We start from the raw sequence: 26,449 nt of genomic DNA, 5'->3' as shown, positions 1-26,449 counted from the left end.
GGGCCCACGCGGGTCAGACGTCCACGCCGATGGCGCGGGCGATGGTGACGGCGTCGGGCTGGACGCGGACCGGCTCGACCGACCCCTCGGAGCCGGCGGCCAGCTGCAGCGCCCACTGCGGGTCCTTCAGGCCGTGACCGGTGACCGTGATGACGATCGTCTGACCGGGTTCGACCTCACCGGCCTCGTGGGCGGCCAGCAGACCGGCCACCCCCGCGGCCGAGGCGGGTTCGACGAAGACGCCCTCGCGCGCCGACAGCCAGCGGTGCGCGGCGAGGATCTGCTCGTCGGTGACGGCGTCGATGCGACCGCCGGAGTCGTCGCGGGCCGTGGTGGCCCCCGTCCAGGACGCCGGGTGGCCGATGCGGATGGCCGTGGCGATGGTCTCCGGCTCGTCGACCGGGTGGCCCTTGACGATGGGCGCGGCGCCGGCGGCCTGGAAGCCCCACATCTTCGGGGTGCGGGAGGCGACCCCGTCCTTCGCGTACTCGGTGTAGCCCTTCCAGTACGCCGTGATGTTGCCGGCGTTGCCGACGGGCAGGGCGTGGATGTCGGGGGCGTCGCCGAGGACGTCGACGACCTCGAAGGCCCCGGTCTTCTGGCCCTCGATGCGGTAGGGGTTGACCGAGTTCACCAGCTCGACGGGGTAGGCCTCGGCGAGCTTGCGGGCCTGGTTCAGGCAGTCGTCGAAGTTGCCGTCGACCTGCAGGATCGTCGCGCCGTGGGCGACGGCCTGCGACAGCTTGCCCATGGCGATCTTGCCGTCGGGCACGAGGACGGCGCAGCGGATCCCCGCGGCGGTGGCGTAGGCGGCCGCCGAGGCCGAGGTGTTGCCCGTGGAGGCGCAGATGACGACCTCCGCGCCGTTCTCCTTGGCCTTGCTCATGGCCATCGTCATGCCGCGGTCCTTGAAGGACGCGGTCGGGTTGCAGCCCTCGACCTTGATGAGGACGCGCCCGCGCACGAGCTCGGACAGGTGCCGCGCCGGCACGAGCGGGGTACCGCCCTCGCCCAGCGTGACCACCGGGGTGGCCTCGGTCACGGGCAGCCTGTCCCGGTACTCCTCGACGAGACCTCGCCACACGTGCGCCATCAGGCGTCCCCTCCCTCGACCCGCAGCACACCGGCCACGGAGTCCACGATGTCCAGCTCTCCGAGTTCGTCGACCGTGCCCGACAGGGCCGCGTCGGTGGCGCTGTGCGTCACGACGACGAGGACGGCGCGGCCGGCGTCGTCCTGACGCTGCTGGACGGCCTCGATGGACACGCCGTGCCCGGCGAAGACGCCCGCGACCTGGGCGAGCACGCCCGGCTTGTCGGCCACGTCGAGCCGCACGTGGTAGCGCGTGACCGTCTCGGCCATGGGCTGGACGGCCAGCTGCGCGTACGCCGACTCCCCCGGGCCGCGTCCGCCGACGACCTTGTGCCGGGCCACGGCGACGACGTCACCCATGACCGCGCTGGCCGTGGGCTGCCCGCCGGCGCCGGGGCCGTAGAACATCAGCTGCCCGGCCGACTCGGCCTCGACGTAGACGGCGTTGAACGCGCCGCGGACACCGGCGAGCTGGTGCTCGCGCGGCAGCATCGCCGGGTGCACGCGCACCGAGACGGCCTCGTTGCCGTCGGCGTCCGCGCCGCGTTCGCAGATCGCCAGTAGCTTCACGACGCAGCCCTGCAGCTGGGCCGCGCGCACGTCGGCGGCGCTGACCTCGGTGATGCCCTCGCGGTGCACGTCGTCGAGGCTGACGCGCGTGTGGAAGGCGAGGGAGGCGAGGATCGCGGCCTTCGCGGCCGCGTCGAACGCCTCGACGTCGGCGGTCGGGTCCGCCTCGGCGTACCCGAGGGCCTGGGCCTGCTCGACGGCCTCGGAGAAGCCCATGCCCGCGGTGTCCATCTGGTCCAGGACGTAGTTCGTGGTCCCGTTGACGATGCCGAGCACGCGGGTGACGCGGTCGCCGACGAGGGACTCGCGCAGGGGACGCAGCAGCGGGATGGCGCCCGCGACGGAGGCCTCGTAGTACAGGTCGACACCGGCCTTGGCGGCCGCCTCGTACAGCGCCGGGCCGTCGGCGGCCAGGAGCGCCTTGTTGGCGGTCACGACGGAGGCCCCGTGCTCGACGGCGCGCAGGATGAGCGAGCGCGCCGGCTCGATGCCGCCGATGACCTCCACGACCACGTCGGCGCGGGTCACGAGCTCCTCGGCGTCGGTCGTGAACAGCGAGGGGTCCAGGCCCAGCCCGCGGTCGCGGCCCAGGCGGCGCACCGCGATGCCCACCAGCTCCAGCGGCGCGCCCACGCGCGCCGCCAGGTCGTCGGCCTGCGTCGTCAGCAACCGCGCCACCTCGGTGCCCACGACACCGCACCCGAGCAGCGCGACCTTCACCGGCTCCACCGCGTGTGCTCCCCACATCCGTCCAGCATCGTCCCGCCCGTCCGTCTCGACTCGTCGTCCCGGCCCGTCCCGCGGGAACCCGGGCCAACCCTCTCACCCGCCCGCGGCGGGCCCGCTCAGCCCGCGTCGAGCGCGAGCAGGTCCTCCGGCGTCTCCCGGCGGACCAGCAGCGAGGTCACCCCGTCGCGCACGGCCACCACCGCCGGTCGCGGCACCTGGTTGTAGTTGCTCGCCATGCTGCGGCAGTAGGCCCCCGTGCCGGGGACGGCGAGCAGGTCCCCCGCACCGGCGTCGTCGGGCAGGAACTCGTCGCGCACGACCACGTCCCCGCTCTCGCAGTGCTTGCCGACGACGCGGGACAGGACCCCGGTGGCGGTCGAGGCGCGCGAGGCGATCGTCGCGGAGTAGTCCGCGTCGTAGAGCGCGGTGCGGATGTTGTCGCTCATCCCGCCGTCGACCGAGACGTAGCGGCGGCGCGTCCCGCCGTCCAGCTCGACGTCCTTCGTCGCGCCGACCTCGTAGAGCGTGAACGTGCTCGGGGCCGCGATGGCCCGCCCCGGCTCGACCGAGACGCGCGGGACGGCGATGCCCTGCACGAGGCACTCCCGGGCCACGATCTCGGCCAGCCGGCCGGCGATCTCGGTGGGCGCCAACGGCTTGTCCTCGGAGGTGTAGGCCACGCCGTAGCCGCCGCCGAGGTCGACCTCGGGCAGCTCGACCCCGTGCTCGCGCTCCACCCGGCGGTGCAGCTCCAGCAGCCGGCGGGCCGAGACCTCGAACCCGCCGAGGTCGAAGATCTGCGAGCCGATGTGGCTGTGCAGGCCGAGCAGCTGCAGCTCGGGCCGGGCCAGGGCCCGGGCGACGGCGACCTCCGCCTGCCCCGAGGCCAGCGAGAGCCCGAACTTCTGGTCCTCGTGCGCCGTCGCGACGTACTGGTGGGTGTGGGCCTCCACGCCCACCGTGACCCGGAGCATGACGGGGGCCACGACTCCGCGCTCGCGCGCCAGGTCGGCGACCAGGTCGATCTCGCCGAGGGAGTCCACGACGATCCGGCCCACCCCGGCTTCGAGCGCGGTCGCGATCTCACGACGCGACTTGTTGTTGCCGTGCAACGCGATCCGCGCGGGCAGGACGCCACCGCGCAAGCCCAGCGCGAGCTCGCCGCCGGAGGCGGTGTCCAGGTGCAGACCGTCCTGGGCGATCCAGCGCGCCACGCCGGTGGCGAGGAACGCCTTGGACGCGTAGTAGACGTCGGCCCCCCCGCACAGGTCGGCGAAGGCGTCGGCGAAGGCGTCGCGGAAGGCCAGCGCCCGCGAGCGGAAGTCCAGCTCGTCGACGACGAACAGCGGCGTGCCGTGCTCGCGCGCGAGGTCGGCCACGCCCACGCCGCCGACGCGCAGCGCCCCGTCGGCGTCGCGGGCGACGGTGCGCGCCCACAGCTGCGGGAGCAGTTCGTTGACGTCGGCCGGCGGCGTGAGCCACGCGGGGACGACGGCGATGTCCGCCACGGGTGTCCCTCTCCTCACATGCGTTCCGGCGCCGAGACGCCGAGCAGGGCCAGACCGTTGGCCAGCACCTGGCGGGTGGCGTCGTTCAGCCACAGCCGGGTGCGGTGCACGTCGGTGACGTCCTCGCCCGCGCGGGGCGTGACGCGGCAGGCGTCGTAGAACTTGTGGAACCGGCCGGCCAGCTCCTCCAGGTACCGCGCGACGCGGTGCGGTTCGCGCAGTTCCCCGGCGCGGCGCACGACCTCGCCGAACTCGGCGAGGGCGGCCAGCAGCAGGGACTCCGTCTCGTCGGTCAGCAGGGCGGGGTCGAAGGCGTCCTCGCGGCGCACCCCGGCCGCCGCCGCGTTGACGGCGACGTTGGCCGTGCGGGCGTGGGCGTACTGCACGTAGAAGACGGGGTTGTCGTTCGTGCGCCGCGTCAGCAGGTCCAGGTCGACGTCGATGCTGGAGTCCACGCTGGAGCGCACGAGCGAGTACCGGGCCGCGTCGACGCCGACCGCCCCGACGAGGTCCTCCATCGTCACGACCGTGCCGGCGCGCTTGCTCATCCGGACGGGCACGCCGTCGCGGACGAGGTTGACCATCTGGCCGATGAGGATCTCGAGGTTGACGCCGGGTTCGTCGCCGAACGCCGCGCACATCGCCATCATCCGGCCGACGTAGCCGTGGTGGTCGGCGCCGAGCATGAGCACGCAGCGGTCGAAACCGCGCTCGCGCTTGTCGAGGTAGTAGGCGAGGTCGCCGGAGATGTAGGCCGGGTTCCCGTCGCTCTTGAGGACCACGCGGTCCTTGTCGTCGCCGAAGTCGCTGGTGCGCAACCAGGTCGCGCCGTCGGCCTCGTACATCCGGCCGAGGTCGCGCAGCCGCTGGACGGCGCGGTCGACGGCACCGGAGGTGTGCAGGGAGTCCTCGTGGAAGTAGACGTCGAACTCGACGCCGAACTCCGCCAGGGACTGCTTGATCTCGCCGAACATGAGGTCGACGCCCTCGCGGCGGAACGCCTCCTGCTGCTGGTCGCGGGGCAGGTCGAGCAGGCCGGGGACGCGGGCCAGCACGGCGTCGGCGATGTCGCCGACGTAGTCGCCCCCGTAACCGTCCTCGGGGGCGGGTTCGGAGTGGGCGCGGGCCAGCAGCGAGCGGGCGAACCGGTCGATCTGCGCGCCGTGGTCGTTGAAGTAGTACTCGCGCGTCACCTGCGCGCCGGCGGCCTCCAGGACCCGGGCCAGGGAGTCGCCGACGGCGGCCCACCGGGTGCCGCCGAGGTGGATGGGGCCGGTGGGGTTGGCCGAGACGAACTCGAGGTTCACCTTCTCGCCGCTGGGCACCGCGGCCCGGCCGAAGGCGGCACCGGCCTCGACGACGACGCGGGCGAGGTCGCCGGCGGCGGCGGCGTCGAGGGTGATGTTGAGGAACCCCGGGCCGGCGACGTCGACGGCCCGCACGCCCTGGACCTGCACCAGGCGGCGCTGCACGACGGCGGCGACCTCGCGCGGCGCGGTCCCGGCCTTCTTGGCCAGCTGCAGGGCGACGTTGGTGGCCCAGTCGCCGTGGTCGCGGTTCTTCGGGCGCTCCACGCGGACCTCGGCCGGGACGTCGGCGGGGTCGAGGGACAGCTCTCCGGCCGTCACGGCCGTGGTCAGGGCGTCCCTCAGGGCAGCTGAGAGCTCGGCGGGAGTCACGAGTGGCAAGCCTACCGGCGCACCGCCTCACCTCCGTCCGCCACCCGCGGGGCCGACCAGGAGCCGGTCAGGGGGGCCGGGGGGTGGTGCTGGTCGGGGCGGGCGCCCATCGCTGGTAGTGTCGGCGTCGCACCGCAGGGCCCCCGTAGCTCAGCGGATAGAGCATCGGCCTCCGGAGCCGTGTGCGCAGGTTCGAGTCCTGCCGGGGGCACCAGCGCGAAGGGCGCCGCACACCGTGCGGCGCCCTTCGGCGTTCCCGGGCCGCACCGCCGCTGCGGTCCCCGTGTCCGACGGCTGTGCTCGGATGTGGCGCGGGATCGGGCCGGGGCGGGACGGGCGAGGGGTGCGGGTGGACGTGCGCGAGGCGCTGGTGGTGGCGCGGGAGCTCTGCGCCCGGCACGGGCTGGACGACTGGACGGTGGTGCTCGACCGGGCCAGGACCCGGGCCGGGGTCTGCCGGGCCGACCGGCGCGAGATCGGGCTGAGCGGCCCGCTGACGGCCCTGCACGACGAGGCCGAGGTCCGGGACACGGTGCTGCACGAGATCGCCCACGCGCTGGTCGGGCCCCGGCACGGCCACGACGCGGTGTGGCGGGAGACGGCGCTGCGCATCGGGTGCTCCGGGGAACGGACGTCGCGGGCGCCCCGCCCGCCCGGGCCGTGGACCGGCACGTGCCCGGCCGGCCACGTCGTCACCCGCCACCGCCGCCCGACGCGGGTCCTCGCGTGCGCGCGCTGCGGACCGTGGTTCGACCCGGACCACGTCGTGAGCTGGAGCCTGCACGGCCGGCCGGTCGCCCCGTCGGCGCTGCCCGCCAGCTACCAGGAGGACTGGGCCCACCTGTCCGCCGGGAGCGTCGGCCCCGTGGTGCGGGACCGGCTGCCGGTCGGCACCCGCGTGCGGGTCGGGGGCGGCGGTCCGCACGCGGGCAGCACCGGGGAGGTCGTGAAGGTGGGCCGGTCCCGGTACCACGTCCGGGTCCGGCGGGGCGTCCTCGCGGTGCCGTTCGCCCTCGCCGAACCCGTGCGCCCGTGAGCGCGGCTCAGCCGGGCAGGGTCGCCTCGACCGCCGACCGCAGCGCCGGGTCCTCCGGCGTGGTGCGCGGGCGGAAGCGGCCCACCACCTGCCCGTCGGGGGCCACGAGGAACTTCTCGAAGTTCCAGGCCACGTCCCCGGCCTCGCCGTCGGCGTCGGGCGTGGCGGCCAGCACGTCGTACAGCGGGTGGCGGTCCGGCCCGTTGACGTCGGCCTTCGCCGTCATGGGGAACGTCGTGCCCCAGGTGGCCGAGCAGTACTCGGCGATCTCGGCGTCGGTGCCCGGTTCCTGGCCGTTGAACTGGTTGCACGGCACGCCGAGCACGGTGAACCCCCGGCCGGCGAACTCCCGGTGCAGGGCCTCCAGCGCCTCGTACTGCGGGGTCAGCCCGCACCGGGAGGCGACGTTGACGACGAGGACGGCGCGGCCGTCGAGGGCGTCCGCGGGCAGCGGTCCGCCGGCGAGCGCCGTGAGGGGTACGGAGAAGGGGGAGCTCATGGGCGCAGAACGTACCCGCGGCGCCTCAGCGTCCCGCCAGCACCTCGTGGACGGCCTGGCGGGCGGCGCGGCTCGCCCCGACGGTGCTGGCCGACGGGCCGTAGCCGATCAGGTGCAGCCGCGGTTCGCGCACGACCCGGGTGCCGTCGACGAGGATCCCGCCGCCGGGTTCGCGCAGGTGCAGGCTCCGCAGGTGGTCCAGGGCCGGGCGGAACCCGGTCGCCCACAGGATCGCGTCGGCGCCCTGGCGGGAGCCGTCGGCCCACGCGACGCCGTCGGGCGCGATGCGCGAGAACGCCGGGTGGCGCTTGAGCACGCCGCGGTCGCGCAGGGCCGCGACCTGCGGGGTCAGGACGAGACCGGTGGCCGAGACGACGCTGCCGGGCGGCTCCCCCGCCGCCACCCGGCGGGCCACGACCTCCACGGCCGTGCGGCGCGCGTCGACGTCGAAGTCCTCGCGGAAGACCGGTTCGCGGCGCGTGACCCACGTCGTGCCCACGCCGTGCGCGGCGAGGTCCTCGAGGTGCTGCACGGCCGAGATGCCGCCCCCCACGACGACGACGTGCTGCCCCGTGAACTCCTCCGGCCCGGCGTAGTCGGCGGTGTGCAGCTGCCGGCCGCGGAACGTCTCCCGGCCGGGGTAGGACGGCCAGAACGGCCGCGTCCACGTCCCGGTCGCGTTGAGGACCGCCCGCGCGGCGAAGGTCCCCGCCGAGGAGGTCACGAGCAGCCGGGCCCCCGCGGGCCGGACGTCGCCGACGACGACGGGCCGGCGCACGGGCTGCCCGAGGCGCAGCTCGTACTCGGCGAAGTAGGCGGGGACCACGTCGCGGGCCGCCGCGGCGGGGTCGATCGCGCCGAGCGGGAAACCGGGCAGGTCGTGGACCCCGTTGACGCGGGCCATGACCAGCCCGGGCCAGCGGTGGCGCCAGGCGCCGCCGGGTTCGTCGTCGGCGTCGAGGACGACGTACCCCCGCCCCGGGTCCAGCCCGGCGCGGTCGAGGAAGGCGGCGGCCGACAGGCCGCCCTGGCCGGCGCCCACGACGACGACGTCGACCGTGTGCAGGGCCGGGCTCACACCCGTCCCCCCGGTCGACGCGGCGCACCAGTGGTCACAGCCAGTGATCGTAGTGTCCCGGCGCCCGGCGCGTCGGGAAGCGGGCGCCCGGGGTCCCCACCGGCCGTGCTCAGGACGACTAGCCTCGCCGCGTGACCGACGCCCCCGCCCCCGCGCCCGCCGACACCCGGACGCGGGAGGTGCTGACGTGGTCGACCTTCGGCGACGCCGTCCGCGACCTCGCCACGAGCATCGCCCGGGACGGCTTCCGGCCCGGCGTCGTGCTCGGCATCGCCCGGGGCGGGCTCCCCCTGGCCGCGGGCCTGGCCTACGCGCTCGACGTGAAGGAGACGGCCACCATCAACGTCGAGTTCTACACGGGGGTCGACTCCCGGCTCCCCGAGCCGGTCGTGCTCGCACCGTCGGTGGACCTCGCCGAACTGGCCGGCCGGGACGTGCTCGTCGTCGACGACGTCGCCGACACCGGCCGCACCCTGGGGGTCGTCGTCGAGATGTGCGCCGACGCCGGGGTGCGGGCACGGTCGGTCGTCGTCTACCGCAAGCCGACGACGACCCGGGAGCCGGACTGGGCCTGGCGCGGGACCGACCGGTGGATCGAGTTCCCCTGGTCCTCGCAGGGCCCCGTCCCGGGGGTCGCCTCAGCCTGAGCCGCGGGCGGAGCGCGCCGTGCGGGCCGTGGGGACGGCCGTCAGCGGGTCCTCCGGCCACGGGTGCCTGGGGTAGCGGCCGCGGTTCTCCGCCCGCACGGACGGGTAGACGCCGCGCCAGAACGACCCCAGGTCCGCCGTGACCGCGAGCGGGCGGCCCGCGGGTGAGAGCAGGTGCAGGACGACGGGCACCCGCCCGTCCACCAGCCGGGGGGTGGCCGTCCAGCCGAACACCTCCTGCAGCTTCACCGCGAGCACGGGGGCGGCCGGGTCGGCGTAGTCGAGCGCGACGCGCCGCCCGGCCGGCACCGGCAGGTCGGTGGGGGCCAGCTCGTCGAGGCGGCCGGCCCACGGCCAGGGCAGGAGCGCGCGCAGCGCCGTCAGCACGTCGACGCGGGCGAGGTCGCGGCGCGAGCGGACCCCCGCCAGCGGCCCGCCCAGCCACTGCGGCAGGGTCGCCAGCAGGTGCTCGTCCCCGAGGTCCGGCCACGGGTCCCCCTGCGCCGCGCGGCAGCACGCGACGCGGGCGCGCAGCGAGCGGGCTGCGGCGCCGAACGTCAGCAGCTCCAGCCCCTCGCGCCGGACCCCGTCGGCGACCGCCGCGGCCACCGCGTGCGCGGGTGGGTCCGCCAGCGGGCGGGACGACAGCTCCAGCGCCCCGAGGCGCTCGACGCGGCGGGCGCGCACGTCCCCGTCCCAGCCGACCTCGTCGACCACCTCGACGCCGACGACCTCGCGGGCGGTGCCCTCGTCGAGGGGTGCGGCGGCCCGCACGCACGCGGCGGCCCGGCCGGGGGCGCGGTCGGCGACGGCCACCGCCAGCCACGGCGCGCCGCGCAGACCGCTGCCGGACCCCAGTTCGACGCCCGTCCCGCCCGCGGTGGCGTAGGCCGTCCCGTCCCGGTCGCCGTCACGGGTGCGGCGCCGCGCGACCCGTTCGGGGTGGGCGAGCGCGACGACGAGGCCGGCCGCCAGGTCCCGGGGCACCGCCGCCGCCGTCCGGCCCGCGCCCCCGGGGAGCGCGGCGAGCAGCCGCTCGACCTCGCGGCGCCACTGCGGCCACCGTTCCCGGCCCGCGGCGCGCCAGCGCGCGACGAGGTCGTCGCCGGACCCGGGGCCGCCGTCCTCGGACAGCAGGGCGACCACCTCCGCGGCGGGGCGGCGCCCGACCCGGTCGGCGCCCTCGAGCAGGGCCCGGGCCAGCCGCGGGTGCAGCCCGACGTCGGCCATCCGCCGGCCCAGCGGCGTGAGCGCCCCGTCCGCGAGCGCCCCCAGGCGGTGCAGGGTCTCCCGGGCGGCGGCCAGGGGTCCCGGTGGCGGCGCGTCGAGCAGCGGGAGGTCGGCCACGTCGCCCCACCCGGCGCACAGGAGGGCGAACCCGGTGAGGTCGGCCGTGAGGACCTCCGGGACCGCGTGCGGGGACAGCAGGGCGTGCTCGGCGCCCGACCACGCCCGGTAGACCGTGCCGGGGGCCTCGCGGGCGGCGCGACCGGCGCGCTGGTCGGCTCCGGCGCGCGAGACCCGGACGGTGTCGAGCCCGCCGAGGCCGCGGGCGTGGTCGAAGCGGGGGACGCGGGCCAGCCCGGCGTCGACGACGACGCGCACCCCCGGGACGGTGAGGCTGGACTCGGCCACCGCGGTGGCCAGCACGACGCGGCGCCGGGTCCCCGGCCGCAGGGCGGCGTCCTGCTCGGCGGCGGACCGCCCGCCGTGCAGCGAGACCACGTCGACGTCGGGGGCGGTGCCCGCCAGCCGCCCCTCGACGGCACGGATCTCCCCGGTGCCCGGCAGGAAGACGAGGACGTCCCCGTCCCGCTCGGCCAGCGCCCGGCGCACGAGCGCGCCGACGTGGTCGAGCAGCGCCGGGTCCACGCGCAACCCGTCGGGCGGGCGCACCGGCCGCGCGGGCGGGCACCACTGCACGTCGAGGGGGTGGACGGGGGCGGTCGCGGTGACGACGGGCGCGGCGAGCAGCTCGGCCAGGCGCGGGACGTCGAGGGTCGCCGAGGCGGCCACCAGGTGCAGGTCCTCGCGCAGCAGCTCCCTGGCCTGCAGCGCGAAGGCCAGGGCGAGGTCGGCGTCGAGCTGGCGCTCGTGCACCTCGTCGAGCAGGAGGACCGACACGCCGGGCAGCTCCGGGTCGCGCAGCAGCCGGCGCAGCAGCAGCCCCGTCGTCACGACCTCGACGCGCGTGGAGGGCCCGACCCGCCGGTCCCCGCGGACGGCGTACCCGACCGTGGCGCCCACCGGTTCACCCAGCAGCGCGGCCATCCGGGCGGCCGCCGCGCGGGCGGCGACCCGGCGCGGCTCGGCGACGAGGACCCGCCCCCGGTCCCGGTGGGCGGCGAGGGCGAGCGGGACGAGCGTCGTCTTCCCGGTGCCCGGCGGGGCCTGCAGCACCGCGGTCCCGTGCGCGTCGAGGGCCGTGAGGAGCCCGGGGACCGCCGCGGCGACGGGCAGCGCGTCGCGGTGGGCGGCCAGGAGCCGGCCCACCACGGGCCCCGGGGGGTCGGTCGGCGGTCCCGTCGGCACGAGGTCATCCTGCCCCGGCGGGGTCCGCGCGCCGACGGCGGCGGCGTCGTCGGCGGGCCCGGCGCACCGCGAACGCCGTCACCGCGGCCCCGAGCGCGGCGAGGACCACGACCTGCGGCGCACCCAGCACCGGGCCGGTGCCCTCGGGCTCGTACCCGCCCTCGGCGAGGCCGGCGAGGCGCTCGAAGTGGTTGCGGGCGCCGGGGAAGAAGAAGTCGTCGACGCCGTAGGCGAGCGGGAACGCGGCCGGGCCGGCCAGGACCGTGGCGACGGCCCACTGCGGGCGGTGCCGCGACTCGTGCCGGGCCAGCGCGGCGGCCTCGGCCGGGACCGTCGGGAAGCGCGGGGAGACGACCATGTCGCCGAAGTTCGTCGTGCGCTTGCCGGCGACGGCGACGGGCACGACCCCCACGTAGTAGTCCGCCGCCGCGTAGCGGCACACGGACAGGCCCCGGGCGTCGGCGTAGAGCATCGCGAGCCCCGTCTCGGGCCAGGTGGCGACCTTCTGCGCCAGGACGCTCGGCGTCAGCGCCCCGACGTCGGCCGTGGACTCCCACTCCTCCCCCGGCGGGGCCGAGCAGACGGGGGCGTCGCCGAGGTCGGTCACGCTGCGCCAGGTGGTCCCGACGAGGACCAGGCCCACGGCGAGCCCGGCGGCGACCCCTTGCGCCACCCGCACGGGCGCGGACCGCAGGGGCGCGTGCCGGCCGCGGGACCACCACCACAGGGCGCCCACGACCCCCGTGAGCAGGACCCAGAAGGCGAGGTGGACGGCGGCGCGGCTGTGCGGGTGGGTGTACCCCCACCAGCGACGCCGCCCGCCCACCTCAGCAACCTAGGACGGCACGGCTCAGCGTGTCGCGCTGCCCGGGGACCCGGCACCGCCGCGGCCGCCGCGACCCCCGCGGCGACGGCGGCGCGGCGCACCGCCGGGGGCCGCACCCGCACCGGCCGCGGCCGGACGGATCCCGGACGCCCGGCCCCCGCTGCCCGGCGTCGCCTGCGCCGTCGTGGCCGTCGTGGTGCGCTGCTTCGGCGCCCGCTGCGGCTGCGCCGGGGCCGTGGGGACGGGCGAGTCGGCGGGGTCGACGTAGGCGGCGGTCGGCCCGACGAGGCGGGCGGTGAGCGCGTGCCCGGTGCCGACCGGCGTCCACTCGGGCGAGATGCCGGCCTGGCGCGCCAGGGTGCGGACGTCGCCGCGCTGGTCCGGCGTCGCGACCGTCACCACGAGCCCCCCGGCGCCGGCGCGGGCGGTGCGGCCCGACCGGTGCAGGTAGGCCTTGTGCTCGGTGGGCGGGTCCACGTGCACGACGAGGCCGACCTTGTCGACGTGGATGCCGCGGGCGGCGATGTCGGTGGCGCACAGCACGCGCACCGAACCGTCGGAGAAGGCCCCGAGGTTGCGCTCGCGGGCGTTCTGGCTGAGGTTGCCGTGCAGGTCGACGGCGGGGATGCCCGCCGCGGTGAGCTGCTTGGCCAGCTTCTTCGCCGCGTGCTTGGTCCGGGTGAACAGGACGGTGCGGCCCCGGCCGGCGGCCAGCTCGCGCACGAGGGCGGCCTTGGTGTCGGTGGCGACCTCGAGGACGTGGTGCTCCATCGTCGACACGGGCGCGACCGCCGGGTCGACGGAGTGCACGACGGGTTCGGACAGGTAGCGCTTGACGAGGACGTCGATGCCGTTGTCCAGCGTGGCCGAGAACAGCAGGCGCTGCCCCACGACGGGGGTGGCGTCCATGAGCCGCTTGACGCCGGGCAGGAAGCCGAGGTCGGCCATGTGGTCGGCCTCGTCGAGCACGGTGACCTCGACGGCGTCGAGGCGGCAGTGGCCCTGGCCGATGAGGTCCTCCAGCCGGCCCGGGCAGGCGATGAGGACGTCCACGCCCTGCGCCAGCGCCGTGACCTGCGGGTTCTGGCCGACGCCGCCGAAGACGACGGCGGTGCGCAGACCGGCCGCCTGGGCCAGCGGTGTCACGCTCGCCGCGACCTGGTTGGCGAGCTCGCGCGTGGGCACGAGGACGAGGGAGCGGGGGCGCGTGCTGCGACGGGGACGCTGCGAGGCGGCGAGGCGGGCCACGAGCGGCAGCGCGAAGGCGATGGTCTTGCCGCTGCCGGTGCGGCCGCGGCCCAGGACGTCGCGGCCCGCGAGGGAGTCCGGCAGCGTCGCGCTCTGGATGGGGAAGGGGCTGGAGACCCCGCGGGCGGCGAGGACGTCGACGAGGGCCTGCGGGACGCCGAGCTCGGCGAAGGACCGGCCGTCGGGCACGACCTCGGTCGCGGTGTCGGGGACGACGTCCGGGCGGGCGGGGCGCGCGGCCCGCCCGTCCTGGACGGGTGCGCTCCCCTGGGCGGGACGGCGGCGACGGCGCGGCTGGGGGACGGAACCCTCGACGGGGCGCGAGCCGGTCGTGGACGTGCGGGAGCCGCGGGGCGCGGACGAAGTCACGGAGAACCTTCCGGTGGTCGGACACGGGGATCGGCCGTGGTGCCCGACCGCACCCGTGGACCACGGGGGACCTGCGCCCGGGCGCACCCGGACTGAACACTCGACCGCGGCCACCTCCGGTGACCGCCGGCGACCACCCTAGTGGGCCTGGGCCGGGGTGGGTGCCACCCCTCCATCGGCGGCCGGCCGCGGGACCTCAGTGCCCGGCGGTGCGGACCCGAGGGTGGAGAGGCTAACCTCACTCGCCGTGCCCACCTCGACGACGCCGCGGTCGGCCGGTCCCGCGCCCGGCCCCGCGCCCGGCCGCCCCGCGAGCCGTCCACCGGACCGGCGCCGGCGCGTGCACCGCCCCACGGCCCTGGCGGTGGCGCTCGCCCTGCTCCTGGTCGCCGTGCTGGCCAGCCTCGCCGTCGGGTCCCGCGAGATCCCCCTCGGCTCCGTCCTCGACGCGCTGCGCGGGAGCGGCGGGGACCCGCAGGACGTCCTCGTGGTCCGCGAGCTGCGGGTGCCGCGCACGCTCGTCGGCCTCGCCGTCGGCACCGCCCTCGGCCTGTCCGGCGCCCTCATGCAGGCCTTGACGCGCAACCCGCTGGCCGACCCCGGCCTGCTGGGGGTCAACGCCGGGGCGGCCGCCGCGATGGTCACCGCGGTCGGCGTCCTCGGCCTCACCTCGCGCCTGCAGCTGGTGTGGGCGGCGGTCGCGGGAGCCGCCGTCGTCTCGGTGCTCGTCTACCTGCTCGGCGCCACGGGGCGCGGTGGGGCGACCCCGGTCCGGCTGGCCCTGGCCGGCACGGCGATCTCGGCCGCGCTGCACGCCTACGTCAGCGGGACGGTCCTGCTGGACACCCGCACCTTCGACCGGTTCCGGTTCTGGCAGGTCGGCACGCTCGCCGGCCAGGACCTGTCCGTCGTCGGGCAGCTGCTGCCGTTCTTCGTCGTGGGGACCGCGCTCGGGCTCAGCCAGGCCCGGCCGTTGAACGCCCTCGCCCTCGGCGCGGACTCCGGCCGGGCCCTCGGCGCGCACGTGGGCCGCACCCGCGTCCTGACGGCGCTCGCCGTCACCCTGCTGTGCGGCGCGGCGACCGCGGCCGCCGGGCCCATCGCCTTCGTCGGGCTGGCCGTGCCGCACCTGGTCCGGGCCCTGACCGGCCCGGACCAGCGCTGGGTCCTGTCCCTGTCCTGCGTCGCGGCCCCCGCGCTGCTGCTGCTCGGGGACGTCCTGGGCCGGGTCGTCGTCCGCCCCGGCGAGCTGGAGGTCAGCATCGTCGCGGCGGTCCTGGGGGCACCCGTCCTCATCGCCCTCGTCCGCCGCCGCCGGCTGGCCCAGCTGTGAGCGCCCCCGGCGTGGACGTCGGTCTGGACGGCGCCGTCCCCCGCCCGCGCGTCGCCGACCGGGCGCGGGCCGGGCGCACCGTCCGGGCCGGGCGGGGGCTGTCGGTGCGCGTCGAGGGCCGCACGGTCACCGTCTGCGTCGTGCTCCTCGCGCTGCTCGCCGCCGTCGTGGCGGTGAGCCTCACGACGGGCGACTACCCGATCTCCGTGCCCGACGTCCTGCGCACCCTGGCCGGTCGCGGCGACCGGGCCGAGGAGTTCATCGTCACCGGGTTGCGCCTGCCGCGCGTGGTCACGGGCCTGCTCGTGGGGGTGGCCCTCGGGGTCGCCGGTGCGGTGTTCCAGCTCGTGACGCGCAACCCGCTGGGGTCCCCGGACGTCATCGGGTTCACCTCCGGCGCCGTCACCGGGGCCCTCGTGGTCCTGCTGGTGCTGCAGCTCGGCGGGTGGTCGGTGTCGTTCGGGGCGTTGGCCGGCGGCGGCCTCACCGCGGTGCTCGTCCACCTGCTCTCCCGCCGCGGCGGCGTGCAGGGCTACCGGCTGATCCTCGTCGGGATCGGCGCCTCGGCGGTGCTGCAGGCGGTCAACAGCTACCTGCTCACCCGTGCCCGCGTCGAGGACGCCCAGGGCGCCCAGCTGTGGATCGCCGGGTCCCTCAACGGCCGCGGCTGGGAGCAGGCGGCCCCGCTCGGCGCCGGCCTGGTGCTCCTGCTGCCGGTGCTGCTGGTCGCGGGCCGGTCGCTGACGCTGCTGGACCTCGGTGACGACGCGGCCCGCGCGCTCGGCCTCGACGTCGGCCGCACCCGGGGTCTGGTGCTGGTGCTGGCCACCGCGCTGACGGCCCTGGCCGCCATGGCCGCCGGGCCCATCGCCTTCGTCGCGCTCGCCGCCCCGCAGATCGCCCGCCGGCTCACCGGCGCGGTGGGCGCCGGCCTCGTGGCGGCCGGTCTCACCGGCGCGCTCATGCTGCTCGTCAGCGACCTGGCCGCCCAGCGCGTCTTCGCCCCCACCCAGCTGCCCGTCGGCGTCGTCACCGGCGCCGTGGGCGGCCTCTACCTCGCCTGGCTGCTGGTCTCGCAGTGGCGCCGCGGGCGCGGTTGACCCCGTGCGACCCCGGAGAACGGAGCACCCCGTGGACACGCGCCTGCACGCGCAGGACCTCACCCTCGCCTACGACGACCGCACGATCGTGCGCGACCTCGACGTGGAGATCCCCGACGGGTCCTTCACCGTCGTCATCGGCCCCAACGCGTGCGGGAAGTCCACGCTGCTGCGGGCCCTGGCGCGGATGCTCAAGCCGAAGCGGGGCGCGGTCCTGCTCGACGGGCAGCAGATCCACTCCCTGCCCGGCAAGGAGGTCGCCCGCCGGCTCGGCCTGCTGCCGCAGACGGCCACGGCCCCGGACGGCATCACCGTGGCCGACCTCGTCGCCCGCGGCCGGTTCCCGCACCAGAAGCTGCTGCGCCAGTGGTCGGCCGACGACGAGCGCGCCGTGGACGCCGCGATGGCGTGGACGCGGGTGGAGGACCTGGCGGAACGGACCGTCGACGAGCTGTCCGGGGGTCAGCGCCAACGCGTGTGGATCGCGATGGCGCTGGCCCAGGACACCCCCCTGCTGCTGCTCGACGAGCCGACGACGTACCTCGACGTCGCGCACCAGATCGAGGTGCTCGACCTGTGCGCCCAGCTGCACGAGGAGCAGGACCGGACGCTGGTCGCCGTCCTGCACGACCTGAACCACGCCGCGCGCTACGCCACCCACCTCGTCGCGATGCAGGACGGCGCGGTGGTGGCCCAGGGCGACCCGTCCGAGGTGGTCACCGCCGAGCTCGTCGAGGCCGTCTTCGGCCTGCCGTGCGTCGTCGTGCCGGACCCGGAGACGGGCACGCCCCTGGTCGTGCCCCGCGCCCGCACGAGCCGGCGGGGGCGCGCGCCCGGGCGACCCCCCGGTGAGCACCCCGACCGGCCCGCCGACGTCCACGCCCCTTAGCGTGTCGCAGGTGCCCACCGGACCCGTCGGACGCCTCGGTCTCGTCGTGCACCCCGTGCGCGACACCGTCGAGCAGGCCCGGGTCGTGGAGCGGTGGGCCGCCGAGCACGGCAAGGAGGTCGTGGGGCTGCGCACGGACGCGACCCGGCTGCCGCCGACGGTGACGCGCGTGGGGGTCGAGGAGTTCGCCGCCACGGTGGACGCCGTCGTCAGCCTCGGCGGGGACGGCACGATGCTCGGCGCGCTGCGCCTGCTGGCGGGCCGGCCCGTGCCCGTGCTGGGCGTGAACCTCGGCCACCTCGGGTTCCTCGTCGAGCTGGAACCCCGCGAGCTGCCCGCCGCCCTGGAACGCATCTCCGCCGGCGACTTCACCGTCGAACCGCACCTGTCGCTGCGCACCGAGCTGCACACGGGCGACCACCGGCGCGAGGCCGTGGCGTTCAACGACATCGCCCTGGCCCGCACCCCCGGCAAGGGCACCGTCACCGCCGCCCTGTCCGTCGCCGACCAGCGGATCGGGTACCTGCGCTGCGACGCGATCGTCCTGGCCACCCCGACGGGCTCGACGGCCTATAGCTACGCCGCGGGCGGTCCCGTGGTCTCCCCCGGCGCCGACACCCTGCTCGTGACGCCCGTCGCGCCCATGTCCGGCATCGGGCGGCCCATCGTCCTCGGCGTCGACGAGCCCGTCCGGCTGGAGCTGCTGGAGGGGTCCGGCCCGCCCGTCGTCGAGGTGGACGGCATCGCCGCCGGGGAACTGCCGCCCGGGTCGGTCATCGAGGTCCGCGCCGAACGTGACGCCGGCCACGTCATCCGCCTCGACGCCGCCGGTCACGGTCGGCGGGCGCGGGTCAAGCTCAGCCTGCTCGACCTGCCGCTGCTGCCCGAGGAGATGCTCGAGCTGGTCCCCCGGGAGCTGCGCCGCGGCGAGGGCACCCGCTCCCGCTGACCCCGCGACCGGCGGGAGCCGGTCTCACGGGGTCGCGCTCACGGGGTCGTGCTCGCCCCGGTGGCCGGGGGCTCGGCCGCGTCGTCCCGCGTCGCGGAGCGGCCCGTCGCCGTGGGCCCGCCGCTCGGCCGGGCGCCCGGGGTGGCGGTGCCGTCGGCCGCGCTCGTCGGCTCCTCCGTCGCGGTGGCCGTCGCCTGCGGGCTCCGGGTGGGCTGCGCCGCGCCCGGGACGGTCGCGGTGGCGGTCGCGGTACCGGTCGCGGTGGCCGAGGCGGTGCTCGTGGGCTCGGCGGTGGTCTCGGTAGTGGGGGCGGTGGGCGTGCCCGGCGGGGCGACCGCCGGGACCGGGGTGGCCGGGGCCTTCGTCACCGGCGTGCCCAGCACGGTCCGGCTGACCGCCGTCGTGCTGCCCTGCCGCTGGGCGGCGAGGCTCTCCCCCGAGACCGACTCGTACGCGAAGATCCCGCCGACGCTCAGGACGAAGGCGAGCGCCCCCAGCGCGACGACGCCGCGCGCCCCGGACCGGGGACGCGGCGGGGGGCCGGGCACCGGCTCGGCGGGCGGTGGTGCCGGGACCACCACGTCGTCCTGCGCGGGCGGCACCGTCCCGGTGCGCCGCTGCCGCGCCCGGCGGGCGGCCTCGCGCACGCGGTCTCGGCTCGCGCCCAGGTAGTGCCCGTACACCGCCGCCGCGGTGGAGGCGGTGACGCTGCCGAGGGCGGCGCCGACGAGGGTGCCGTAGGTGCCGAAGGTCCTCAGCCCGGCCAGCAGCACGGCGGAGGTCACGGCCGCGCCGGCTCCGCCCGCGATCTGCAGCCAGTTGATGGTCAGGGTCGTCCGGGGTGGGGTCTGCTCGCTCATGCCGTCAGCCATCGTGGCAGGCCGCTCACGGGGGTCCCGGCAGCGTGGCGGTCAGGTCCTGTGAAGGCTCCTGTCGCGCCGCGGCGCCCGCCCCGCCAGAGTGTGCCCATGACGATCCTCGTGCAGGACCTGAACCAGTGGAAGGGCGCCCCCGTCCTCGACGTGAGCGACGCGAAGGTCGGCAACCTCGCCTCGGTCTACGTGGACGCGGCGACCGACGAGTGGCTGTTCGCCGCCGTGGAGACGGGGCTCGTGGGGTTCCGCAAGGTCGTCCTGGTCCCCCTGGAGGGTGCGGCCGTCGGCCGGCACGACGTCCGCGTGGCCTTCCCCCGCGAGACCGTGAAGGGCGCGCCGGAGTTCGGCACCGACGAGGAGCTCGGCCCGGACGACGAACCCCGCATCTACGCCCACTACGGGATGGACTACGCCCCCGCTGACACCCCGAGCGGGCGCCGGCTCGCCCGCCGCTGACCCCCGGCGCCCGCTCCCGACGGTGCCGTCAGGAGCGGGCGCGCTGCATGGCGTCGCTGACCTCGCCGACGAGCTCCTCCAGGACGTCCTCGAGGAAGACGACCCCCGTGACCGCGCCCCCCGCGTCCACGACGCGGGCCAGGTGCGCGCCGGTGCGGCGCATGGCGGCCAGCGCGTCCTCCACCTCCTCGGCCACGCCCAGCGTCCCCAGCGCGCGGATCCGCTTCTCGGGCACCGGCTCGGCGTAGCGGTCCGGGTGCTCGCCGGGGTCGGCGTAGAGGATGTCCTTCAGGTGCAGGTACCCGTGCAGGTCGCCGCCGTCGTCCACGAGCGGGAACCGGCTGAAACCCGTGCGGGCCACGAGCGCCTCGACGTCGGCCGGTGAGGAACCGACCGGCAGCGTGCGCAGGTCCGCCAGCGCGACGGCGATGTCGCCGACGGTGCGGTCGGAGAACTCCAGCGCGCCGGTGACCAGGCCGCCGGAGTCCTCCAGGGTCCCCTCCCGCTGGGACTCGGCGACGATGGACTGGACCTCCTCGACCGTGAAGGCGCTGGAGACCTCGTCCTTCGGCTCGACCCCCATGAGCCGCAGCGCGGCGTTGGTCAGGGCGTTCAGGGCCCGGATGAGCGGGCCGATGACGCGGCCGATCGCGACCAGCGGCGGGGCGAGGACGAGGACCGCGCGGTCCGGGCCCGCGATCGAGAGGTTCTTCGGGATCATCTCCCCGACCACGACGTGCAGGTACGTCACGATCGACAGCGCGATGACGAGCGAGACGGGGTGCACCAGCACCTCGGGCAGGTGCACGGCGTGGAACAGCGGCTCCAGCAGGTGGGCGATGGCCGGTTCGGCCACGGCGCCGAGGCCGAGGGAGCACAGCGTGACCCCGAGCTGGCAGGCCGCCAGCATGAGGGAGACGTGCTCCATCGCGGCCAGCGCCGAGCGGGCGCGCGCGCTGGTCTCGGCCAGCGGCTCGATCTGGCTGCGCCGGGCGGACAGGACCGCGAACTCGGCGCCGACGAAGAACGCGTTGCCGAGGATCAGCAGCACGGCCACGAGGAGGGCGGCCTGGTCGCTCACCGGGCACCCCCCTCGCCCACCGCGGCGGCCGGTGCCGCGCCGGCCGCCGCGGTCGGCCGCAGGCGCAACCGCTCGACCCGCCGGCCCTCCATCCGCGCCACCCGCAGGACGGCGCCGTCGACCTCGACCTCGTCGCCGACGGCGGGGATGCGACCCAGCCGGGCCATGACGAAACCGCCGACGGTCTCGTAGGCGGGGTCGTCGGGGACGTCGACGCCGGTGGCGTCGCGGACCTCGTCCGGGCGGGCCAGCCCGGGGACCGTCCACGTCGCGTCGCGGTGCTGGCGCAGGCCCCCCCGGTCGCGGTCGTGCTCGTCGGAGACGTCGCCGACGATCTCCTCCACGAGGTCCTCCAGCGTCACCACGCCGGCGGTCCCGCCGTACTCGTCCACGACCACGGCGAGCTGCAACCCCTTCTGCCGCAGCTGGACCAGCAGCGGTTCGAGCGTCAGGGAGTCCGGCACGCGCCGGGCGTCGGTCATGAGCGCCGCCGCGGGCACGTCGTGGCGCCGGTCGGCCGGGACGGCCACGGCCGCCTTGAGGTGGACGACCCCGCGCACGTCGTCGTCGTCGTCGCCCGTCACCGGGAAGCGGGAGTGCCCCGTCGCCCGGGCGCGCGCGACGACGTCGGCGGCGGACTCCCCCAACCGGACGACCTCCATCCGCACCCGCGGGGTCATGACGTCGGCGGCGGTCTGGTCGCCGAACAGCAGCGAGCGGCTGATGAGGTTCGCGGTGCCCTCGTCGAGGGTCCCCAGGTCGGCCGAGCGGCGGACCAGGGCCGCCAGCTCGCGGGCCGAGCGGGCCCCGGACAGCTCCTCCTGCGGTTCGACGCCGATCAGGCGCAGGAACCGGTTCGCGCTGCCGTTCAGGACGCGGATGAGCGGGCCGGTGAACCAGGTGAACCCGCGCTGCAGGGGCGCGACGACGCCGGCCGTCCGCAGCGGCACTGACAGCGCGAGGTTCTTGGGGATGAGCTCGCCGACGACCATCGAGAACGCGGCCGCGATGACGACGCTGACCACCCCGGCGACGGTGCCCGCGAGCCGCTCACCGAGCCCGAGGGAGGTGAGCGGGCCGCTCAGCAGGGACGCGAGGGATGGTTCGGTGAGGTAGCCGACGAGCAGGGTCGTGAGGGTGATGCCGACCTGGGCCCCGGACAGCTGGGTCGACAGGGTGCGCAGCGCGGGCAGGACACCGGCGGCGCGGCGGTCACCGTCCTCGACGGCCTTCTCGACGGTGAAGCGGTCGAGGGTGACGAACGCGAACTCGGCCGCGACGAACACGGCGGTCCCGAGGGTGAGGACGATCCCGACGAGCAGGAGGAGCCACTCGGTCAGCACCCGGGGGCCCCCGGCGAGAGCTCCCCGGCGAGCGCCGGGCGCGGGTGGTGGCGGGAGGGGGGGTCGGGGTCGACCCGGGCACTTGAGCTCATGGCGTCCACGATCGTAGTGGCAGGTGCGCCGAGCGGGCCCGGTCGACCCGTGGCCCCGACGGGCCGGCGCCGACCCCGACCTCGTCGCGTCCCCGAGGACGGCTCAGAACAGGGTGTCCCCGCCGAGGAACGTCTCCAGCGGGATGACGCAGCGCCGCGCGGCGCGCAGCAGCGAGTCGTGCCCGCACCCGCCCGCGACCAGGGCCGTGGCGGTCGGGACGGCGGCGGCCATGGCGTGGGCGGCCTCGCCGAAGAACGCCGGGGACCGCTCCCCCGTCAGCAGCAGCGCCCGCGCGGGCAGGTCGGCGTAGACCTCGGCGGGCCCGTCGAACTGCAACCCGGCCCGGGTCTCGGCGAGCACCTGCGGCAGCCGGGCCGCCGTGGAGCGGCCCCACTCGGTCCGGGCCAGCACCCCGCCGAGCAGGCGCTGGACGCGTTCGCTGCGGGCGACGGCCTGCAGCGAGGACGTGCGCAGGTGGCGGTCCAGGTGGGCCAGGGCGAGGTCCGGGGCGTTCGTCGCGAGCGCCCGCGCGGCCTGCTCCAGGGCCTCCTCCGGCACCGAGCCGTCGATGGGAAGGACGGCGTCGTAGACGGCGACGCGGTCGACGCACCGGTCGAGCAGGCCGGCCGTGGCCAGCAGCGCGACGAGCCCGCCGAGGCCGTGACCGAGCACGAGCCGGGCCCGGGTGCGCGTCAGGACCGCGCCGAGCAGGGCGACGTCGTCGGCGACGGCGTACCGGGCCCCGTCCCGGCCGGTCTGCTCGCGGTCGTAGCGGTGGACGGTGAAGCGGCCCGCCAGCCGGTCGGCGAGCCTGCCGTAGTCGGCCGCGGGCCGGGCCCCGTGGACGAGGACGAGCCCGGGTCCGGCCCCGGACGTGACGACGTCGACGGGTGAGCCGTCCGCGTGTCGCACGCCCTCGAGGATCAACCGGTCACCACCCCGTGGGGAGCGGGCGGCCCTCGTCGTAGCCGGCCGAGGACTGCAGGCCCACGACGGCGCGGTCGGCGAACTCGGGGACCGTGCGGGCCCCGACGTAGGTGAAGGACGAGCGGACGCCGGAGGTGATCTGGTCCAGCAGGTCCTCGACACCGGGCCGGGCGGGGTCCAGGTGCATGCGCGAGGAGGAGATGCCCTCCTCGAACAACCCCTTGCGGGCGCGCTGGAACGGGGAGTCGGCGCGGGTGCGGGCCGCGACCGCGCGGGCCGAGGCCATCCCGAAGCTCTCCTTGTACTCCCGGCCGCCGGCGTCGACGGCCAGGTCGCCCGGGCTCTCGTGGGTGCCCGCGAACCAGGAGCCCACCATGACCTGGCTGGCGCCGGCCGCGAGCGCGAGGGCGACGTCGCGGGGGTGGCGGACGCCGCCGTCGGCCCACACGTGCGCCCCGAGCTCGCGCGCCGCGGCGGCGCACTCCAGGACGGCGGAGAACTGCGGGCGCCCCACGCCGGTCATCATCCGCGTCGTGCACATGGCCCCGGGCCCCACGCCCACCTTGACGATGTCGGCGCCGGCCTCGACGAGGTCGCGCACGCCCTGGGCCGTGACGACGTTGCCGGCGACGACCGGGACGGCCGGGTCCACGCCCCGCACGGCGCGCAGCGCCTCGATCATCTTCTCCTGGTGCCCGTGCGCGGTGTCGACGACGAGGGCGTCGACACCGGTGTCCAGCAACGCCTTCGCGGTGGCCGCGACGTCGCCGTTGATGCCGACGGCGGCGGCGACGCGCAACCGGCCGCGCGCGTCGAGGGCGGGGCGGTAGACGGTGGAGCGCAGCGCGCCGGTGCGGGTGAGGGCGCCGACGAGCACGGGCCCGGCGCCCTCGTCGCGCACGACGGGGGCGAACCGGCGGCGGGAGGCGTGCAGCACGCCGAACGCGGCCTCGAGGTCGTCCTCGGCGGCGGCGTCGACGGTGACCGGCTCACGGCTCATGACCGCGCCGACCTGGGTGAAGCGGTCCACGTCGGCGCAGTCGGCCGGGGTGACGACGCCGAGGACGTGCCGGTGCTCGTCGAGGACGACGGCCGCGCCGTGGGAGCGCTTGGGGATGAGCGCGAGGGCGTCGGCGACCGTGTCGTGCTCGCGGAGCACGACGGGGGTCTCGAAGACCGGGTGCCGGTCCTTGACCCAGGCGACGACCTCGGCGACCACGTCGAGCGGGAGGTCCTGGGGCAGGACGGCCATCCCGCCGCGGCGGGCCACGGTCTCGGCCATCCGCCGGCCCGAGACCGCGGTCATGTTGGCCACGACGACGGGGACGGTCGTGCCCGTGCCGTCCCCGGTGGAGAGGTCGACGTCGAGCCGGGAGGTCACCGCCGACCGCGACGGCGCCAGGAAGACGTCGTTGTAGGTGAGGTCGTGGCGGGGCTGCTGTCCGTCGAGGAAGTGCACGGCACCAGGGTAGGCGGCGGCACCGGATCGGGAGAGCGTGTGCAGGGCTCGTGCACGCAGCGGCGCCGCGGCTCCCGTCCGGGTCCGCGGGGCCGGGACGGTCCTACGCTGGCCGTCATGAGCATCGGAACCACGCCGGCGCCCCAGGGTGGCGGGCACCAGAGCGGTCAGCCGCCGCGGACGGCCGTCGTCGTCGAGGACGAACCCACCATCGCCGACGCCGTGGCCCGCCGGTTGCGCGCCGAGGGGTACGCGGTGGAGACGGCCGGGGACGGCCCCTCCGGCGTCGAGCTCTGCGAGCGCGTGTCCCCCGACGTCGTCGTGCTCGACGTGATGCTCCCCGGCTTCGACGGCCTGGAGGTGTGCCGCCGGGTCCAGGCCTCGCGGCCGGTGCCGGTGCTCATGCTCACCGCGCGCGACGACGAGACCGACAAGCTCGTCGGCCTCGGCGTCGGCGCCGACGACTACATGACCAAGCCGTTCTCGATGCGCGAGCTGGTCGCGCGCGTCAACGGCCTCGTGCGCCGCGTCGAGCGGGCCCGGGCCCTCGTGGGCGCCCCGCAGCAGTCGGCGGAGGCCATGCGGTTCACCGTCTCCGACGGTGAGCTGGTGGTCGACCGCGCCCAGCGCCGCGTGCGGCGGGCCGGCGACGAGGTGCACCTGACCCCGACGGAGTTCGACCTGCTCGTGTGCCTGGCCGAGTCCCCGCGCACCGTCCTGACCCGCGAGAAGCTGCTGGAGGAGGTCTGGGACTGGGTCGACGCCTCCGGCACCCGGACCGTCGACAGCCACGTGAAGGCGTTGCGCCGCAAGCTGGGTGCCGACCTCGTGCGCACCGTGCACGGCGTCGGCTACGCGTTCGAGCCCTCCGGCGCGCAGGAGGCCCCGTGACGGGCCCCTCGCACGACCCCGCCGGCACCGGGCTGACGGGGCCCATCCCCATCAGCGGGGCCGCCCACGACGCCCGGGTGCGCGCGGCGAGGACCGCGACCCGGCGGCCGTGGCCCGACGTGCGCCCGCTGGACCCGGTGCACTCGATCAAGACCAAGCTGGGCCTGCTGGTGGCGGCCTCGGTGACGCTGGCGTCGCTGCTGGTGTGGGCGGGGCTGCGGCTGGCCGAGATCCACATCGGCCCCCGCTACACGCTGCCCGCCTCCATCGTGGTCACGCTCGTGTTCACGCAGCTCCTGGCGCGCGGGATGACCTCCCCGCTGCGGGAGATGACGGCCGCCGCCCGCGCGATGGCGACGGGGGACTACTCCCGGCGCGTGCGCTCGACCTCCAGCGACGAGGTCGGTGAGCTGGCCGACGCGTTCAACCGGATGGCCGAGGACCTCGAGGCCGTCGACCGCGAGCGCCGGGAGCTGGTGGCGAACGTGAGCCACGAGCTGCGCACGCCCGTCTCGGCGCTGCACGCGGTGGTGGAGAACCTCGTCGACGGGGTGAGCGAGCCCGACCAGGAGACGCTGAACACGGCCCTGGCGCAGACGGAGCGGCTGGGCCGCCTCGTCGAGCAGCTGCTGGACCTGTCGCGCCTGGACGCCGGGGCCGTGGAGCTGGACCGGGAGTACCTGGCGCTGGAGCCCTTCTTGGCGCAGGCCACGCGGGCGATGGGGATGGCCGGGCGCGACGTGGAGTTCGTCCTGGACGTCGACCCGCCCGGCCTGGACGTCCTCGTCGACTCGGCGCGGTTGCACCAGGTCGTGGCGAACCTGCTGGACAACGCCTCGCGGCACTCCCCGCCCGGCGGCAGGGTCTTCGTCTCGGCCGTGGCCGCGGGGCAGGTCGTGCGGATCACCGTGCAGGACCAGGGGCCGGGCATCGCCGACGCCGACCGCGAACGCGTCTTCGAGCGCTTCCAGCGCGGCAGCGCGCGCACCGACGGCGGGACGGGGCTGGGCCTGGCCATCGCGCGCTGGGCGGTGCAGCTGCACGGCGGCACGATCCGCGTGGCGCCGACCCCGCCGGAGGGCGGGTGCCGCATCGACGTGCACCTGCCCAGAGTCACCGAGGAGGCACCGGGTGTGACCAAGACCGGAGGAGCGGCGACGGCCCGGCCGTAGGGCGGCAGACAGGCGCATACCACACCGGGATAGGGTGAACGGGCGCCCGCAGTCGAGCACGAACACCC

23 protein-coding genes and 1 tRNA gene are annotated in these 26,449 nt (G+C 76.5%); 10 read left to right on the top strand and 14 right to left on the bottom strand.

Annotated elements, in window-relative coordinates; translation table 11 throughout:
• Positions 1–13: 13 nt before the first annotated feature.
• From thrC to argS, 4 genes are all read right to left on the bottom strand, one after another.
• The gene (thrC, locus tag AB2L28_RS08545; protein ID WP_370718315.1) at positions 14–1,093 is read right to left on the bottom strand and encodes a threonine synthase; all 1,080 of its coding nucleotides are present in this window, start codon (positions 1,091–1,093) and stop codon (positions 14–16) included.
• The gene (locus AB2L28_RS08540) at positions 1,093–2,409 is read right to left on the bottom strand and encodes a homoserine dehydrogenase (protein WP_370718314.1); all 1,317 of its coding nucleotides are present in this window, start codon (positions 2,407–2,409) and stop codon (positions 1,093–1,095) included. The genes thrC and AB2L28_RS08540 overlap by 1 nt, the downstream gene beginning before the upstream one ends.
• A gap of 98 nt (positions 2,410–2,507) precedes the next feature.
• Positions 2,508–3,899: a diaminopimelate decarboxylase gene (lysA, locus tag AB2L28_RS08535; RefSeq protein ID WP_370718313.1), complete on the bottom strand. Its 1,392-nt coding sequence runs from the start codon at positions 3,897–3,899 to the stop codon at positions 2,508–2,510.
• 14 nt (positions 3,900–3,913) lie between these two features.
• Positions 3,914–5,578 carry an arginine--tRNA ligase gene (gene argS, locus AB2L28_RS08530; protein ID WP_370718312.1) on the bottom strand — a complete coding sequence of 555 codons (1,665 nt, stop codon included), beginning with the start codon at positions 5,576–5,578 and terminating at the stop codon, positions 3,914–3,916.
• Between the two features lie 139 nt (positions 5,579–5,717).
• Between argS and AB2L28_RS08525 the strand changes: the two genes are divergently transcribed.
• Both AB2L28_RS08525 and AB2L28_RS08520 read left to right on the top strand, forming a co-directional pair.
• Positions 5,718–5,792 (top strand) — tRNA-Arg (locus AB2L28_RS08525).
• A gap of 135 nt (positions 5,793–5,927) precedes the next feature.
• The gene (locus tag AB2L28_RS08520) at positions 5,928–6,614 is read left to right on the top strand and encodes a SprT-like domain-containing protein (RefSeq protein WP_370718311.1); all 687 of its coding nucleotides are present in this window, start codon (positions 5,928–5,930) and stop codon (positions 6,612–6,614) included.
• A 7-nt stretch (positions 6,615–6,621) separates the two neighbouring features.
• On the opposite strand, the gene AB2L28_RS08515 is transcribed toward AB2L28_RS08520, so the two are convergent.
• Entirely contained in the window at positions 6,622–7,113 is a 492-nt protein-coding gene (locus AB2L28_RS08515; protein WP_370718310.1) for a glutathione peroxidase, read from the bottom strand.
• 25 nt (positions 7,114–7,138) lie between these two features.
• On the bottom strand, positions 7,139–8,191 hold the full coding sequence (locus AB2L28_RS08510; RefSeq protein ID WP_370718309.1) for an FAD-dependent oxidoreductase: 1,053 nt from the start codon (positions 8,189–8,191) through the stop codon (positions 7,139–7,141).
• Between the two features lie 131 nt (positions 8,192–8,322).
• Here AB2L28_RS08510 and AB2L28_RS08505 point away from each other — a divergent pair, with 131 nt between their 5' ends.
• Complete coding sequence (locus AB2L28_RS08505; RefSeq protein WP_370718308.1) at positions 8,323–8,838, top strand: phosphoribosyltransferase; 516 nt, start codon at positions 8,323–8,325, stop codon at positions 8,836–8,838.
• Here the strand turns inward: AB2L28_RS08505 and hrpB are convergent.
• The 3 genes from hrpB to AB2L28_RS08490 are packed head-to-tail and all read right to left on the bottom strand — an operon-like array spanning position 8,830 to position 13,813.
• Positions 8,830–11,331, bottom strand: a complete 2,502-nt coding sequence (gene hrpB / locus AB2L28_RS08500) for an ATP-dependent helicase HrpB (RefSeq protein ID WP_370718394.1) — start codon at positions 11,329–11,331, stop codon at positions 8,830–8,832. The two genes, AB2L28_RS08505 and hrpB, sit on opposite strands and share 9 nt — an antisense overlap.
• Positions 11,332–11,374: 43 nt before the next feature.
• Positions 11,375–12,196: a hypothetical protein gene (locus AB2L28_RS08495; RefSeq protein WP_370718307.1), complete on the bottom strand. Its 822-nt coding sequence runs from the start codon at positions 12,194–12,196 to the stop codon at positions 11,375–11,377.
• A gap of 24 nt (positions 12,197–12,220) precedes the next feature.
• A complete protein-coding gene (locus AB2L28_RS08490) occupies positions 12,221–13,813 on the bottom strand; it encodes a DEAD/DEAH box helicase (protein ID WP_370718306.1) in 1,593 nt (530 codons plus the stop codon).
• A 247-nt stretch (positions 13,814–14,060) separates the two neighbouring features.
• Here AB2L28_RS08490 and AB2L28_RS08485 point away from each other — a divergent pair, with 247 nt between their 5' ends.
• From AB2L28_RS08485 to AB2L28_RS08470, 4 genes are read left to right on the top strand one after another with little or no spacing between them, the layout of a single operon-like run.
• Positions 14,061–15,146 (top strand): FecCD family ABC transporter permease, encoded by a 1,086-nt coding sequence (locus AB2L28_RS08485; protein ID WP_370718305.1) that lies wholly within the window; start codon positions 14,061–14,063, stop codon positions 15,144–15,146.
• Positions 15,147–15,157: 11 nt separating this feature from the next.
• Positions 15,158–16,246 carry a FecCD family ABC transporter permease gene (locus AB2L28_RS08480; RefSeq protein WP_370718304.1) on the top strand — a complete coding sequence of 363 codons (1,089 nt, stop codon included), beginning with the start codon at positions 15,158–15,160 and terminating at the stop codon, positions 16,244–16,246.
• A gap of 31 nt (positions 16,247–16,277) precedes the next feature.
• Entirely contained in the window at positions 16,278–17,135 is an 858-nt protein-coding gene (locus tag AB2L28_RS08475; protein WP_370718303.1) for an ABC transporter ATP-binding protein, read from the top strand.
• A gap of 10 nt (positions 17,136–17,145) precedes the next feature.
• Positions 17,146–18,084 carry an NAD(+)/NADH kinase gene (locus AB2L28_RS08470; protein WP_370718302.1) on the top strand — a complete coding sequence of 313 codons (939 nt, stop codon included), beginning with the start codon at positions 17,146–17,148 and terminating at the stop codon, positions 18,082–18,084.
• A 38-nt stretch (positions 18,085–18,122) separates the two neighbouring features.
• Here AB2L28_RS08470 and AB2L28_RS08465 read toward each other — a convergent pair whose 3' ends face one another.
• Positions 18,123–18,944 carry a hypothetical protein gene (locus AB2L28_RS08465; protein WP_370718300.1) on the bottom strand — a complete coding sequence of 274 codons (822 nt, stop codon included), beginning with the start codon at positions 18,942–18,944 and terminating at the stop codon, positions 18,123–18,125.
• 108 nt (positions 18,945–19,052) lie between these two features.
• Here AB2L28_RS08465 and AB2L28_RS08460 point away from each other — a divergent pair, with 108 nt between their 5' ends.
• Complete coding sequence (locus AB2L28_RS08460) at positions 19,053–19,415, top strand: PRC-barrel domain-containing protein (RefSeq protein WP_370718299.1); 363 nt, start codon at positions 19,053–19,055, stop codon at positions 19,413–19,415.
• Between the two features lie 28 nt (positions 19,416–19,443).
• Here AB2L28_RS08460 and AB2L28_RS08455 read toward each other — a convergent pair whose 3' ends face one another.
• The 4 genes from AB2L28_RS08455 to AB2L28_RS08440 form a co-directional block, all read right to left on the bottom strand.
• On the bottom strand, positions 19,444–20,496 hold the full coding sequence (locus tag AB2L28_RS08455; protein WP_370718298.1) for a hemolysin family protein: 1,053 nt from the start codon (positions 20,494–20,496) through the stop codon (positions 19,444–19,446).
• Positions 20,493–21,839 carry a hemolysin family protein gene (locus tag AB2L28_RS08450; RefSeq protein WP_370718297.1) on the bottom strand — a complete coding sequence of 449 codons (1,347 nt, stop codon included), beginning with the start codon at positions 21,837–21,839 and terminating at the stop codon, positions 20,493–20,495. The genes AB2L28_RS08455 and AB2L28_RS08450 overlap by 4 nt, the downstream gene beginning before the upstream one ends.
• Positions 21,840–22,034: 195 nt before the next feature.
• A complete protein-coding gene (locus AB2L28_RS08445; protein ID WP_370718296.1) occupies positions 22,035–22,844 on the bottom strand; it encodes an alpha/beta fold hydrolase in 810 nt (269 codons plus the stop codon).
• A 19-nt stretch (positions 22,845–22,863) separates the two neighbouring features.
• Positions 22,864–24,318 carry a GuaB1 family IMP dehydrogenase-related protein gene (locus tag AB2L28_RS08440; protein WP_370718295.1) on the bottom strand — a complete coding sequence of 485 codons (1,455 nt, stop codon included), beginning with the start codon at positions 24,316–24,318 and terminating at the stop codon, positions 22,864–22,866.
• Between the two features lie 117 nt (positions 24,319–24,435).
• Between AB2L28_RS08440 and AB2L28_RS08435 the strand changes: the two genes are divergently transcribed.
• Both AB2L28_RS08435 and AB2L28_RS08430 read left to right on the top strand, forming a co-directional pair.
• On the top strand, positions 24,436–25,209 hold the full coding sequence (locus AB2L28_RS08435; RefSeq protein ID WP_370718294.1) for a response regulator transcription factor: 774 nt from the start codon (positions 24,436–24,438) through the stop codon (positions 25,207–25,209).
• Positions 25,206–26,381, top strand: a complete 1,176-nt coding sequence (locus AB2L28_RS08430) for a sensor histidine kinase (RefSeq protein WP_370718293.1) — start codon at positions 25,206–25,208, stop codon at positions 26,379–26,381. Before AB2L28_RS08435 ends, AB2L28_RS08430 begins: the two co-directional genes overlap by 4 nt.
• Positions 26,382–26,449 lie beyond the last annotated feature (68 nt).

Source organism: Kineococcus mangrovi, assembly GCF_041320705.1.
Taxonomy (GTDB): domain Bacteria; phylum Actinomycetota; class Actinomycetes; order Actinomycetales; family Kineococcaceae; genus Kineococcus; species Kineococcus mangrovi.
This window is presented reverse-complemented; position numbering and strand designations above follow the sequence as displayed.